Source organism: Pseudonocardia sp. KRD291 (assembly GCF_019263595.1).
GTDB lineage: Bacteria > Actinomycetota > Actinomycetes > Mycobacteriales > Pseudonocardiaceae > Pseudonocardia.
The window spans coordinates 1-14,054 of sequence record NZ_JADQDD010000164.1; the positions used below are offsets into that span (position 1 = coordinate 1).

General features: G+C 72.6%; 11 protein-coding genes. 4 read left to right on the forward strand and 7 right to left on the reverse strand.

Features of this window, described 5'->3' with window-relative positions:
- The 7 genes from I4I78_RS20770 to mftA form a co-directional block, all read right to left on the reverse strand.
- A partial coding sequence (locus I4I78_RS20770) for an HNH endonuclease signature motif containing protein (protein WP_218613115.1) occupies positions 1-1,838 on the reverse strand: 1,838 nt, incomplete at its 3' end.
- Positions 1,839-1,961: 123 nt separating this feature from the next.
- A complete protein-coding gene (gene mftE, locus I4I78_RS20775; protein WP_218613116.1) occupies positions 1,962-2,678 on the reverse strand; it encodes a mycofactocin biosynthesis peptidyl-dipeptidase MftE in 717 nt (238 codons plus the stop codon).
- Positions 2,665-4,662 (reverse strand): mycofactocin system FadH/OYE family oxidoreductase 2, encoded by a 1,998-nt coding sequence (locus I4I78_RS20780; RefSeq protein ID WP_218613117.1) that lies wholly within the window; start codon positions 4,660-4,662, stop codon positions 2,665-2,667. Before I4I78_RS20780 ends, mftE begins: the two co-directional genes overlap by 14 nt.
- Entirely contained in the window at positions 4,659-6,656 is a 1,998-nt protein-coding gene (locus I4I78_RS20785; protein WP_218613125.1) for a mycofactocin system FadH/OYE family oxidoreductase 1, read from the reverse strand. Before I4I78_RS20785 ends, I4I78_RS20780 begins: the two co-directional genes overlap by 4 nt.
- Positions 6,653-7,891: a mycofactocin radical SAM maturase gene (gene mftC, locus I4I78_RS20790; protein ID WP_218613118.1), complete on the reverse strand. Its 1,239-nt coding sequence runs from the start codon at positions 7,889-7,891 to the stop codon at positions 6,653-6,655. The genes I4I78_RS20785 and mftC overlap by 4 nt, the downstream gene beginning before the upstream one ends.
- Positions 7,892-7,953: 62 nt before the next feature.
- The gene (mftB, locus tag I4I78_RS20795) at positions 7,954-8,268 is read right to left on the reverse strand and encodes a mycofactocin biosynthesis chaperone MftB (protein WP_218613119.1); all 315 of its coding nucleotides are present in this window, start codon (positions 8,266-8,268) and stop codon (positions 7,954-7,956) included.
- Positions 8,258-8,359: a mycofactocin precursor MftA gene (mftA, locus tag I4I78_RS20800; protein WP_218613120.1), complete on the reverse strand. Its 102-nt coding sequence runs from the start codon at positions 8,357-8,359 to the stop codon at positions 8,258-8,260. Before mftA ends, mftB begins: the two co-directional genes overlap by 11 nt.
- 106 nt (positions 8,360-8,465) lie before the next feature.
- Between mftA and I4I78_RS20805 the strand changes: the two genes are divergently transcribed.
- The 4 genes from I4I78_RS20805 to I4I78_RS20820 all read left to right on the forward strand — a co-directional run.
- The gene (locus tag I4I78_RS20805) at positions 8,466-9,548 is read left to right on the forward strand and encodes a DUF952 domain-containing protein (RefSeq protein ID WP_218613121.1); all 1,083 of its coding nucleotides are present in this window, start codon (positions 8,466-8,468) and stop codon (positions 9,546-9,548) included.
- 255 nt (positions 9,549-9,803) lie between these two features.
- Positions 9,804-11,096 carry an NDMA-dependent methanol dehydrogenase gene (mdo, locus tag I4I78_RS20810; protein ID WP_218613122.1) on the forward strand — a complete coding sequence of 431 codons (1,293 nt, stop codon included), beginning with the start codon at positions 9,804-9,806 and terminating at the stop codon, positions 11,094-11,096.
- Between the two features lie 131 nt (positions 11,097-11,227).
- Positions 11,228-12,523 (forward strand): MoxR family ATPase, encoded by a 1,296-nt coding sequence (locus tag I4I78_RS20815; protein WP_218613123.1) that lies wholly within the window; start codon positions 11,228-11,230, stop codon positions 12,521-12,523.
- Between the two features lie 16 nt (positions 12,524-12,539).
- On the forward strand, positions 12,540-14,054 hold a 1,515-nt coding region (locus tag I4I78_RS20820; protein WP_218613124.1), incomplete at its 3' end, for a VWA domain-containing protein.

Consider the following 14,054-nt stretch of genomic DNA (forward strand, 5'->3'; position numbering starts at 1 on the left):
GGGGCGCCTGCGTCCGGCGTGTCGGTGAAGGGGCGGTAGTCGTAGGGCTCGCTGGTGTAGCGGTGCCCGGTCGGGGTGATCCAGGTCAGGGTTCCGTCGGGTTGAGCAAGGACGTTCCAGTCGCGGTGTTCCTTGAGCAGGTGGTGGATCGGACACAGGGCGTGCAGGTTCTCGTCGCCGGTGATGCCGTCGTGTTCGAAGCGGCGCAGATGGTCCTGGTCGCTGTCGCGGGCCCGGCGGGAGCAGGTGGGGAAGCGGCAGTACTGGTCGCGGGCGTCGACGTGGTCGGCCAGTGGAGCCGGTGGCCGGTAGGTGGTGCGGCCGTGATTGAGCAGGTTCCCGGAGAGGGGGTCGGTGACCAGGCGTTTCCAGACGCCGTCGGCGGCAAGGGCGCGGGCGGTGGTAGCGGAGATCGGGCCGTGCCCGATCAGCTCTGCGGGATTGTCGTCGGCGCCGATGAGGGTGTCGAGACCGATCACGACCTGGATCAGCGGCTTACGCACGGTCTCGTGCACCTGCGGCCGCAGAGCGAGCGCAGCGGCGACGATGTCGACGAGGGCCGGCACCGGCGCCGTAGTGCCCAGGTCGATGTGGTCCGTCGGCTCCGGATCAGGAGGCCCCGGGTCCGCCGCCTCCGGGCCACCGACATGCGGGTCGGCGGTCTCGGTCTCGGTCTCGGTCTCGGTCTCGGTCTCGGTCTCGGTGGATTCACTCACCGTGCCGTCGGCCGGTTCGTCCCGGTCGAGATCGGTCGGGACCGGTGAAGGTGACGGCGTATCGGTCGCCGCCCCCACGTGTGTCCCGGCCACGGCAGCGGCGACGTCGGCCAAATCGGTCACCGTCAGGCGGCCCTGCATCGTCTGCATCGCGAGGTCGAAACGGCGCTGGTCCTTCGTGCGTGGGTCCCCGGCGCCGAGACTCTCGGCCAGGCGGGTCAGCATCGTGAACGACGCCTCCACCTCGGTGCCGGGCCCGTGCAGCCACATCGCGGCCATCCCGTTCTCCCGGGGCTGCACACTCACCCGCCGCTCCACCCGCGCCTCCGTGTGCCGCCGGTACTCCCCGTCGGGATCGACCCGGTGCACCGCCCGGTAGAGCCGTTCCCGCACCTGGCGCAGGGTCCGCCCCGGCGCAGCGGGCAACACGATCGCCTCGACCCGACGTGCCAACTCCGCAGGCAGCTGCAGTGTGGCGCTGCACAACGCGTCGGCGCGGCGCTCGTCGATCTGCCCGTTGCACAGCGCAGCGAGTGTGTCGGGCAGAACCGTGGCCAGCTGTGTCGACTGCCCGATCAGAGCCTTCGCGCTCAACCGGGTCAGGTCCAGCGCCAGGCCCAGCTCGTCGGGTGCCCACCGCGAGCCGAGTTCGACCCGGTCCGAACAGACCAGCGTCGACTCGTCCCCCGGACGGCGCCGCGCGAACTCCGCCACCAGTTCGGCCCGGGCACCAGCAGCGAAGCGGGCCAGGCGCTCGGCATCGGTGATCCGGTCGATCAACGAGGCGTCGTCGACACCGCGGACATCGGCCAGCGCGGCACCGACCACCGTCGCCACCGCGACACCGTCGAGTCCACCGATCCCGTACTCCCCGACCGCCGGCTCAACGTCGTCAGCGCCGGAGGAGTTCTCAACCCGCTCGATGTCGGACGGGGAGAGCTCGCGCACTGTCAGAGCGGCGAGGCGTCGGCGGGCGTGGTCGGGGTGGCGCAGTTCAGGAACGGTCTCCTCGCTCAGAGCGGGATTGCAGCGCCACACCCCGCCCCCGAGGTCCGTCCACACCGACCGGGCGAGGATCGGCCTCTCGACCGTCCCCACGCCCGTCGTCGACTCTGCGAACATGTGTTCGATTCTACCTCGCCGAACAGCACAGATCCAGCCCGAAATCTGAGACTCTCTCAGCTCGACGAGGGTGGGATGAGCCGGTCCCGACCGGCCGGCCCGTGGAAGATCCCGGCCGAGCTCTCAGCCCAACTTGCCCGTCGACGCGTCCGGCTCCCAGCGGTGCACGGCGTCGGCAACGGAGGCGACCATCCCGTCGAGGAGTCGGCGGCCCTCCTCCGCGGAGGCACCGGAGGGGTCGCCGAGCACGCCGTTGGGGCTGACCGAGACGACACCACCGGTGCGCATCGGCTCGAGCAGATCGCGCAGCCGGCCCGTCGCACCCGGCGCGGCGGCGTCGGTGCGCACCAGGTGCGGGGCCAGAGCCAGCATCAGCGACGTCTCCACCCGTCCGGCGTGGGCGTCGAGCGGGACCCCGGCCGTGACGGCGGGCGGAGGGACGCACGGGACCCAGGCGGCGTCGCGGCCCTCGTGGCGCAGCAGCGCGACCGCCTCGACGAGCGTCGCGACGTTGCCGCCGTGCCCGTTGACCAGCAGCAGCCGTGACGCCCACCGGCACGCGGACCGGCCGTACTCGACGAGCACCGCGCGCAGCGCCTCTTGCCCGAGCGAGACCGTCCCGGGGAAGCCCTCGTGCTCGCCCGCGGCCCCGTAGGACAGCGCGGGGGCGAGCACCAGCGACGGGTCCCGGTCGTGCACGCCGGACGCGACGGCCGTCGCGACCCGGACGTCGGTGTCGAGCGGCAGGTGCGGGCCGTGCTGCTCGACCGATCCCACCGGGACGACGAGCGCGGGCGCCCGCCCGTCGAGATCGGTCCAGGCCAGGTCACCGAGCAGCATGGGGCCAGCCTGCCTCCCGGGGCGGGGGCGGTCGCCGCGGGCCCGGCCGGGCGTCGATCGCGAGCACGACCTGCTCGCCCTCGCGGACCGCGGCGTCGATCCGGCGCGGCGCCACGGCGTCGCCGATCCGGTACACGTCCGGGGCGCCCCGCAGGGTTGTCCACAGATGGTCACAGGGGGTTGTGGACAACGCGGTGACCACGGCGCCGACCTCGCGGTACCCGGTTCCGCCGGTCGGGTGGTGCAGCAGGGTCACCCGCAACGCCCCCGGCCGGCCGTCGACGGCCGTCACCACCCGGTCGGTGGCCGTGTCGATCCCCGCCGCGTGCGCGCGACGGCGGAAGTTCTCCCGGTCCAGGGTCAGCCCGAGGTCCTGCCCGACGACCATCGCCGGGGTCACGATCTCGACCCGAGCGCCGCGGGCGGCGAGCAGCTCCGCGACGGACGTGGCCTGGTGGAAGCCGGTCTCGTCGATGACCAGCACCCGCCCGGTCGGGCTCGCGGCGCCGGAGAGGACGTCGTGCACGGACACCACGCCGGGGACCGCCCAGGGCGGCGGTTCGGGGGCCGAGCCGGTGGCCAGCACGACCGCGTCCGCGCCGGACCCGCGCAGCAGGTCCGCGTCCGCCTCGACCCCGGTGCGGACGTCCACACCGGACGCCACGCACTCGCCGAGCAGGTCCCGCACCACGTACCCGAGCTCGCCGCGTCCGGGGGCGGTCGCGGCGAGCGCGACCTGGCCCCCGGTCGCCGGCGCCCGTTCCAGCAGCGTCACCCGGTGCCCGCGCCGGGCCGCGGTCGCCGCCGCGGACAGCCCGGCCGGGCCCCCGCCGACGACGGTCACCCGCAGGCCCCGCACCGACGGCGCCGGCAGTGCGACGGCCTCGTGCCCGGCGCGCGGGTTGACGGTGCAGCCCAGCCATCGGTTGAGCCCGACCCGCCCGACGCACTCCTGGTTGCAGCCGACACACGTGCGCACCGGGCGCCCGTCGGCGGCCTTGGCCGCGAACTCCGGGTCGGCGATCTGCCCGCGCGCCACCCCGACCAGGTCGCACTCGCCCGCGGCGAGAGCCGCCTCGGCCTGGGCGGGCCGGGTGAACCGGCCGACGCCGATCACCGGCAGCGACACGGCACGGCGGATCGCGGACGGGATGAACGACGCGTAGCCCGCGGGCGTGTGCATCGACGCCTCGATCAGGTACAGCGACGCGGTGGCCACCCCGATCGAGGTGTTCACGTGGTCGACCTGCCCGGTCGCCTCGAGCAGCCGGGCCAGCACGACGCCCTCGTCCAGCCCGATGCCGCCGTCGACCCGCTCGTCGGCGCCGATCCGGACGCCGAGCACCCGCTCCGGGCCGAGCACCGCGCGGACGGCCGCGACGACGTCGAGCACGATCCGGGCCCGGTTCGCCGGGGTCCCGCCGTAGGCGTCGGTGCGCCGGTTCGTCGCCGGGGACAGGAACATCCGCAGCAGCGAGGCGTGCGAGCACTGCAGCTCGACGCCGTCGAAGCCACCCTCGACGCAGTGCGCGGCGGTGCGCGCGTAGGCCGCCACCACCTCGTCGATCTCGGGGACGGTCATGGCGCGGGCGACCTCGCGGAACATCGGGTCGGGCAGCGCGGACGGGGCCGGCACGGGTTCGCGGGAGTACATCCCCGACGCCTGGCCGCCATTGTGGTTGAGCTGGGCGAGCACCGGGACCCCGTGGGCGTGCACCGCACCGGTGATCGCCCGGTAGCCGGGTAGGACGGCCGGGTCGTGGCCGCGGATGACCTTCTCGTACGGGCGGTCGTGCGGGTGCACCGAGTGTTCCTCGGTGATCACCAGTCCGGCGCCGCCCGCCGCGCGGGCGGCGTAGTACGCGGCGTGCTGCGCGGTGGGCAGGCCGTCGGTCGCGTAGCCGGTGAGGTGCGCGGTGAACACGACCCGGTTGCGCAGGGTCAGCGGCCCCAGGCGCAACGGGGTGTGCAGCAGGCCGGTCACCGCGGAGGTCCCGCCGCGGCTCCGGCACCGATCACGAACGCGGCCCGGCGGCCCTCGCGTACCGCCTCGGCGAGCGTGCGCGGCGCGACGCAGTCACCGGCACGCAACCGGTGCCGCCCGGCCGTCCACAATGGCTCCTCCGGCAGGCGCGCCGAACAGTCGACCACCAGGTCGCACGGAAGCTCGCAGGTCGCTCCGGTGTGGATGTCGGCGAGGAGCGCGCGGCCGTCGGTCACCGTGCGCAGGGTCGAGAACAGGGCTCGGGTGACGCCCGCACGCTCCAGGCGGGCGTTGGCGTCGGCGAGGTCGCCGGTGCGTCCGAGCTGGTCGCCGGCCACCGCGTCCGGCGTGACGAGCGTGCACGAGACCCCGGCCACGGCGAGCTGCTCGGCGACCCCGACCCCGGTCCAGTCACCGACCGGGTCGAACACGACGACGGCGGCAGGGGATCCGGCGGCGAGCGCCACCGCGGCCGACGTCGACCCCGCCGTCAGCACGGCGTGCTCGAACTCCGCCGCCGGCACGACCGGGACGTCGGAGACGAACCCGGGTGGCGCGGGCCGGGAGCCGGTGGCCAGGAGCACGGCCGCGCCGGCCCGCTCCGCGGCGTCGAGATCCTGCGCCGTCACCTCCACGCCGAGGTGCGCGGCGACGCCGAGCCGTTCCAGCTCGCGCTCCCACCAGGGCAGGAGCACCCCGATCCGCTCCCGTCCGTGCACCGCGGCGGCCGGGCGCAGGGCCCCGCCGAGCACGTCGTCGCGCTCGTGCAGGCGGACCCGGTGCCCGCGCAGGGCCAGCGTCCGCGCGGCCTCGAGACCGGCGGGCCCGCCCCCGACGACCAGGACGTCGCGGGGCAGCGGGTCCCGCCCGTCGACCGGCGGGTCGGTCGTCTCGTGCCCGGACCGCGGCTCGGCCTCGTCGCCGACGACCGGGTTGCGCGGGTCGCGGGCCAGGCTGACCTGGTTGGACAGGGTGCAGGGCCGGATCCGCTCCGGGGCGCCGTCGCGGGCGAGGCGGACGAGGTCCGGGTCGGCGATCTGGGCGCGGGTCATCTCGACCAGGTCCGCGGTGCCGTCGGCGAGGGCCCGTGCCGCCGCGGTCGGGTCGACCACACTTCCCTGCAGGACGACCAGCGACCCCGTGCCCCTGACCGCCGCACACAGCTCCCGGTTGAAACCGGGCGCGGTGTGCAGGTCGGGGCGGGTCGAGGACACCGAGAGCGCACTGCCCCGGACCGGGACGACGTAGTCGACGACATCGGCGACCGACGCGGCCAGGGCGGCTCCGACGTCCGGTGTGATCCCCGCCCACGGCGCGAGCTCGTCGACGCAGAGCCGCAGCCCCAGCACCCGGCCCGGGCCGAGCGCCGCGCGGACCACCGACAGGGTCTCGCGCAGCAGCCTGCCCCGGTCGACGCCGTAGCCGTCGGCGCGGTGGTTGGTCAGACCGGAGCAGAACTGGCGCAGCAGGGAGTGCTGCCCGGCGTTGATCTCCACCCCGTCCAGCCCCGCGGCGGCGGCGCCGCGCGCGGCCGCGCCGAACCCGTCGACGAGCGCGTCGATCTCGGGCTGCTCCATCACCATCGGCACCTCGCGGGTGACGACGTCGGGCACCCGCGACGCCCCCCACAACGGGAGCTGCGAGTAGGCGGTGGAGCCCTGGGAGCCGGCGTGCCCCAGCCCCGCCAGCACCAGCGTGCCGTGCGGGCGACAGGCCTCGGCGACCGCGGCCCAGCCGGTGCGGGCGTCCGCAGCCAGCGGAGCGCGTTCGTAGGGATGGTCACCGGGGTGCACCGACGCGGTCTCGGTGACGACCACTCCGGCGCCACCGGCGGCACGGCGTGCGTAGTAGGCGACGTGGGCGTCCGAGATCTCCCGGCGGTACCCGAGGTTGGTCTCGTGCGGGCCGAAGACCACCCGCGACGGCGCGCGCCGGCCCCGGATCTCGATCGGCGTGACCAGGCGGTCCGTCGGGTACCGGGCGGGCTCGCTCAGCTCCCGGCGACCGGCACCGCGACGGGCGCGGCGTCCGGGACGGGCATGCCGGCCAGCGGGCTCTCGTCGCAGGCCCGGTCCGGGCGCCGCGGCGGCGGGGCCAGGCTCAGCATCGTCGGCGCCTTCGGCGTGCGCGAGTTGCGCGGCTCCGAGCGCGAGTGGTTGACGACGGACTTGGGGATCACGGTGTCCGAGGAACGGTCGGCCAGCATCTGCTCGCCGAAGCCGCGCACGCACTCCGGGTCCGGGCCGTCGAGGGGCAGGCCGGTGAAGAACTTCGCCGCCATGCACCCGCCCTGGCAGGAGTCGTAGTGGTTGCAGGACGCGCACGCGCCACCGGTCTGCGGCTGGCGCAGCTCGGTGAACAGCTCCGAGTTCTGCCAGACCTCCTGGAAACCGCCCGGCGAGCGCACGTTGCCGGCCAGGAAGTTCTCGTGGATCGCGAACGGGCAGGCGTAGACGTCGCCGACCGGGTCGATCAGGCAGACCACGCGTCCCGCGCCGCACAGGTTCAGCCCCGGCAGGGCCTCACCGAACGCCGAGAGGTGGAAGAACGAGTCGCCGGTGAGGATGTTGTCCCCGTTGGCCACCAGCCAGTCGTAGAGCTGCTTCTGCTGCGGTGCGGTCGGGTGCAGCTCGTCCCAGACGTCGGCGCCGCGGCCGGACGGACGGAGCCGGGTGATCCGCAGCTGCGCGTTGTACTTGTCCGCGATCGCCTTGAACTCGTCGAGCTGGTCGACGTTCTCGCGGGTCATCACGACCGAGATCTTCGGCTGCCCGAACCCGGCCTCGGCCAGGTTCTCCAGCGCGCGGATCGAGGTGTCGAACGAGCCGGGCCCGCGCACGTGGTCGTTGACCGCGGCGGTCGCGCCGTCCATCGAGATCTGGATGTCGACGTAGTCGGTCGCGGCGAGCTGCTTGGCGCGCTTCTTGTCCAGCTTGATGCCGTTGGTGGAGAACTTGACCCCGACGTTGTGGTCGATCGAGTAGTCGAGGAGCTCCCAGAAGTCCGGGCGCACGGTCGGCTCGCCGCCACCGATGTTGATGTAGAAGACCTGCATCCGCTGCAGCTCGTCGATGACGTGCTTGGCCTCGGCGGTGTCGAGCTCGCGCGGGTCGCGGCGACCGGACGAGGACAGGCAGTGCACGCACGCCAGGTTGCAGGCGTAGGTGAGCTCCCAGGTCAGACAGATGGGCGAGTTCAAGCCGTACTGGAAATGGTCGACGAGCTTCACGGGCACACTCCACTGTGGTGATCACGCGTCGGGGCGTGTCGAGCGGGAACGGGCGAGGGCGCTCAGCGCGCTTCGATGGTGCCGGACTCGGCGAGACCGGCCAGAGCCTTCACATAGGCGGGACGCTGGGCCTCCGCGACGCCGGCCGCGGAGATCGCGGCGTGCACGTCGGGGTGGTTCTCGAGGCCCTTGACGACCTCGACCAGTTCGGGGGTCTTGAGGAACGACAGCTTGCGGGTCACGAAGTCGTACACCAGCGCGCCGAACGGCTCCGGGCGCAGCGCCACGTTCGGGCTGCACCGGTAGGCCGATCCGGGGTCGAACGCCGACCCCGGACCGGCCACCGTCGCGCTGGCGTCGAGCGGCTTAGTAGACACCGCACATGCCGTCGATGGAGACCTCCTCGACGAGGGTCTCCTCGACGAGCGGCTCCTGGTTGGCGGACTCGTTCTGCTCGGTCGGGGCCATCGGCGTACCTCCTGCGTGACGGGACGGGCAACGTTTTCGGACGTTATTGGCACCCGGTGCCGAAAGCAAGGATCGCCCGGGCCGCCCGTCCGATCGGGCAGGGCGCATGCTGATCTCCGTGGAGGACGTCCTGCTGCACCTGTGCACCCCTGCCGACTGGCGCACCGCCCTGACCTCGGGATCGGTCGCGCCACCGTCCCTGCGGGAGGTGGGTTTCGTGCACCTGTCGACCGCGGAACAGGTGGCGCTACCGGCTCAACGGCTGTTCGCCGGACGGCGCGACATGGTGCTGCTCGTCGTCGACCGGGCGGCGCTGGACCGGGCCGGGATCGAGGTCCGGTGGGAACCCGGCGTGCCCGGGGACCCGGAGTCGATGCGGTTCCCGCACGCCTACGGCGCGGTGCCGGCGTCGGCGGTCCTGGCCGTGCTGCCCTACCGCCCGGACGGCGACGACCGGTTCGGCGCGCCGTCGGTGCCGGAGCCGGACGCCGGGAACCGGGCCGCGCTCTGGGAGCCGTCGCTGCTGCGCCGGGTGGCGACCGCGGAGATGCCGGTGGCCGGCGGCGTCGCCGTGCGCACCGACGCCGTGCCGGCCTCACGGATGCACAACCAGCTGATCATCGAGGGGCCGGTGGACGCCGCGACGGTCGTGGCCGAGGCCGACCGGACGCTCGAGGGCCTGCCGTACCGGTCCGCCGTCCTCTACGGCCCGGCGCTCGCCGGCACCGCCGGGGACCTGCGCGGGTTCGGCTGGCGCGTCGACGAGCTGTGCCTGATGACCGCTCCCGCGACCCGGGCCGCCGAGCAAGCCGGCGCGTCCGGCGTCGAGGACGTCGCCCTGGACGCGCTGGGCCCGCAGCGGGGCGCGCCCTGGCGCGGGGGCGTCGAGGCCGAGGACGCGGTCACCCGACTGCTCCCGCTGGCGGTGCGCGACGGCGCGCAGGTACTGGCGTCCTGCCTGCTCAAGATCGACGGCGCGACGGCGTGGCTGGACTCGTTGGAGACCGACCCGCGGCACCGCGGCCGCGGCCACGGCCGGGCGCTGCTCGATGCGGCACGGGACCGTGCCGCCGCGGCCGGCTGTGACCTCGTCGCTCTGAGCGCGATGGCCGGGGACAGGCCCCGGGAGTGGTTCGCCCGGGGCGGATTCACCGAGGTCGGACGCTTCCGGGTCGCCGCGCGGGCGTGAGCGCGCCGCTGCGACCGGGGCGCCCACGGGCAGCGGTCACGGATCGCAGGCCGACCAAGCTCAACGCATACTTGTTGCAATAGCAGGCGAGGTGCAAGAATCCGGTCGGCGCCCGACGGTCCCGTGCTGCTCCCTGTACGACCAGACGGTTTCCGCCCCGCCCTCTTGACGGTCTTGCTCCGTGCCCCTGTGCGCGCGGTCACGGCGCCCTTAGCGTCCGGTGCTGACCCACTCCCTGCACCAGAAAGGGCTGCCATGCAGGTTGACGAACTGTTGAAGCCGTTCCCCATCAAGGAGTTCCACCCGTTCCCCCGGGCACTGATGGGCCCCGGCTCGCACGAGCTCATCGGACCGGAAGCCCTCAAGCTGGGCTTCAAGAAGACGCTGGTGATGACGTCGGGCCTGCGCGGCACCGACATCGTCAACAAGATCGTCGAGTCGATGAAGTACCACGGCCTCGAGGTCGTCGTGTACGACAAGGTCGAGTCGAACCCCAAGGACTACAACGTCATGGACGCTGTGGGCCTCTACCAGCAGAACAACTGCGACTCCTTCGTCTCCATCGGCGGCGGCTCCTCGCACGACGCCTGCAAGGGCGCGCGGATCTCGGTCGCCCACGACGGCCGCAACGTCAACGAGTTCGAGGGCTTCAACAAGTCCGAGAACCCGGCGAACCCGCCGCACATCGCGGTCTCCACCACGGCCGGTACCGGCTCGGAGACCTCCTGGGCCTACGTCATCACCGACACCACGACGGACCCGGACAACCCGCACAAGTACGTGGCGTTCGACGACCAGTCGGTGACCAGCCTGGCGATCGACGACCCGGTGCTCTACTTCGACTGCCCGGTCGACTTCACCGCGCAGTGTGGCTTCGACGTGCTCGCGCACGCCTCCGAGCCCTACACCTCGCGGCTGAACTTCCAGCCGTCGCTGGGCAACGCCCTGCACGCCATCAAGCTGACCGCGGAGAACCTGCGCGCGGCGGTGTGGAACGGTCAGGACCTGGCCGGGCGCGAGGGCATGATGTACGCGCAGTACATCGCCGCCCAGGCGTTCAACTCCGGTGGCCTCGGGATCATCCACTCGATCTCGCACGCCGTCTCGGCGTTCTACGACACCCACCACGGCCTGAACAACGCCATCGCGCTGCCGCGCGTGTGGGCGTTCAACATGCCGGTCTGCTACGGGCGCTTCGCCGACATCGCCGAGGCGATGGGCATCGACACCCACGGCATGACCAAGCCGCAGGCCGCGGACGCCGCGCTCGCCGCGTCGATCCGTCTGCTGCGTGACGTGGGTATCCCGGAGAAGTTCGCCGACGTCACCAAGGACTCGTACTCGAAGAACCGTCTGGGCACCGGCCCGACCAAGTTCTACGAGAACTCGGGCGTCATCAAGGGCGACGTCGCCGACGTCGACCGGATCACCAACCACGTCCTCGGCGACGCCTGCACCCCGGGCAACCCGAAGGAGTGCACGTTCGAGACGGTCCGCCCGGTCGTCGAGCACTCGGTGAACGGTGACCTGGACGAGCTCATCCCGTGATCGGCCCGTCGGGCCTGACCCGACGGTGAGTAGTTCCGTCGTATGACGCGGCCCAGCGGGCCCACCCCGCCTCCGGGAGTGATACTGGAGGTCGGGTGGGCCCGCTGGTTGCGTGCCGCCACGCTCACGTCATGGACGTGGCCCCGGAAGGAGAGTTCGTGTCCGAGGTTGTTGCTGCCGAGTCCGGTCCCGTCGCGGACCAGCCCTTCGGGTCCGTGGACGAGGTCGTCGAGGCCCTGCGAGGGCAGGGATACATCGCCGACACGCGTCTGGCCACCACCGTCTACCTGCTGACGAGGCTGGACAAGCCGCTGCTGCTCGAGGGTCCGGCCGGTGTCGGCAAGACCGAGCTGGCCAAGATGCTGGCGCTGGCCACCGGCCGCCGGCTGCTGCGGCTGCAGTGCTACGAGGGCCAGGACGAGACCAAGGCCCTCTACGAGTGGGACTACGGCAAGCAGCTCATGTACACCCAGATCCTGCGGGAGAAGATCGGCCAGGTGGTGGCCGACGCCCCGGATCTGACGTCCGCGGTGGAGCGGATCGGCGAGCAGGACAGCGTGTTCTTCTCCGAGCGCTTCCTCGCCCCGCGCCCGCTGCTGGAGGCCATCCGGTCGCCCGAGCCGGTCGTACTGCTGATCGACGAGGTCGACCGCGCCGACGAGGCGCTCGAGGCCGTACTGCTCGAGACGCTCGGCGAGTTCCAGATCTCGGTGCCCGAGATCGGCACGTTCACGGCCGAGAAGCGCCCCTACGTGCTGCTGACCTCGAACAACACCCGTGACCTGGCCGCCGCCCTCAAGCGCCGCTGCCTGCACCTGTTCCTCGACTACCCGGCCGCCGCGCGCGAGCTGGAGATCGTGAAGTCGAAGAAGACCGGGCTGTCCGACGCGCTGGCCGAGGAGCTCGTCACGGTCGTGCGCGGCCTGCGCGAGCTGGAGCTGCGCAAGGCCCCGAGCATCTCGGAGACGATCGACTGGGCCCGCACGCTGGCCGTGCTGGGCGTCGACGACCTCAACGCGCAGGTGCTCTCGGACACCGTCTCGGTCGTGGTCAAGTACGACAAGGACGTGAAGAAGGCACTCGACGCGCTGCCGCGTCTGGTCGACCCGAACGTGGTGGTCGACGAGGGCCACGGGCACGGCCACGGTCACGGGCACGGCCACGACGGCGACCACTCGCACGACGAGCCGGCCGCCGCCCCCGCCCCCGCGCCGAAGCCGGTCGCACGGTCCACGGCGAGCGACGACCCGGACGACGGCGACGTCGACGGACGGGCCAAGCGGGCCGGCAAGGACGAACCCGGCCGGCACGGCGGGATCTACGGCGGCCTGCCCGGCGGGACCGCGCCGCCGCCGTCGCAGATCCGCAAGGTGACGCCGGGCCAGGGCAGCCGCTCGTTCGGCGGCAGCCGCAAGCGCCCGATCTAGGTCGAGGGGAGCCGGCGTGGAAGCGAGCATTCATCGTTTCGTCCGGCTGCTCCGCATACGCGCGATCCGCATCTCGGTCTCCGAGGCCGTGGACGCGATGCTGTGTGCGGGCCAGCCGGGTGTGATGAGCGACAAGGCCACCCTCAAGGAGGCGCTGCGGGTCTCGCTGGTCAAGGACCGGCGCGACGAGGAGGTCTTCGACCAGGTCTTCGACCTGTTCTTCTCGCTGGTCAAGGTCGGCGAGGAGGACCGGGGCCACGGTCACGGGCACGGGCACGGCGACATGACCGACGAGGGCCTGCTGGAGGACTTCACGCTCTCCGAGGAGCCGAGCGAGACCCCGGAGGAGGGCCACGACCACGGCGCCCCGGTCGACATCCGGGACTACTTCGACCCGGAGGACCTCGCCGAGCAGTACAACCTGCACCAGGAGGCCAACAAGGTCGACCTGGCGGCGATGACCGACGAGATCGTGTTCTCCAAGGAGAACGAGGGCCAGGACATCACCGAGGGCCAGCGGGTGCAGATCGAGACCGACCGGTTCTCCGGCGGCGGGCTGCCCGGCGACATCTCCGAGGCCCAGGGCACCAAGGTCGACGCCGACCTGTCGGTCGCCCAGCAGGACGCCCTGCTCGGCTGGCTCAACTCGGAGGAGGACGCGCTCTCCGAGGCGGAGAAGGGCAACGAGGACGACGCGGCCGCGCTGCGGCGGCGCCTCGCCGGCGTCCTGGAGGGCCTCCCGGAGGCGATCAAGGCCCACCTGGAGAAGCTTCTCGAGATCGAGCAGCGGATCGTCGAGGGCCACGACGACATCGACCGGGTCGCCGAGGTGGACCGGGCGAACGAGCGCGAGCGGATGCAGCTCGAGGACTCGCTGCGGCGCCTGGCGAAGTCACTGCACGGGGCCCTGACCCACCGGCGCCGGGTGTCCCCGCGCGGGCGGATCGACTCGGGCCGCACGATGCGCAAGAACATGCGCTACGACGGCGTCCCGTTCAACCCGGTCACGGTGCAGCGCCAGGAGGACAAGCCGCGGCTGGTGGTGCTGGCCGACGTCTCGCTGTCGGTGCGGGCCACCGCGCGGTTCACCCTGCACCTGGTGCACGGGTTGCAGGACCTGTTCGGCCAGGTGCGCTCGTTCGCGTTCGTGGCCGACCTGGTCGAGGTCACCGACCTGTTCGCAGACCACCCGGTCGAGCAGGCGCTCGGCATGATCTTCGGCGGCGACCAGCTCGACGTGGACGCGAACTCGCACTACGGGCTCGCGTTCGGGCAGTTCCTGGAGGAGCACCCCACGGCGGTCACCCGCCGGTCCACGGTGCTGATCCTGGGCGACGGCCGCGGCAACGGGAACGACCCCAACATGGAGGCGTTCATCGAGATCACCAGGCGGGCCCGGGAGACCATCTGGCTCACCCCCGAACCCAGGTACTCCTGGGGCCTGGGCCGCTGCGACCTGCCCGCCTACGCCGAGCACTGCGACCGCGTCCGTGTGGTCAGGGACCTCTCCGGCCTGGAGAACACGACGAAC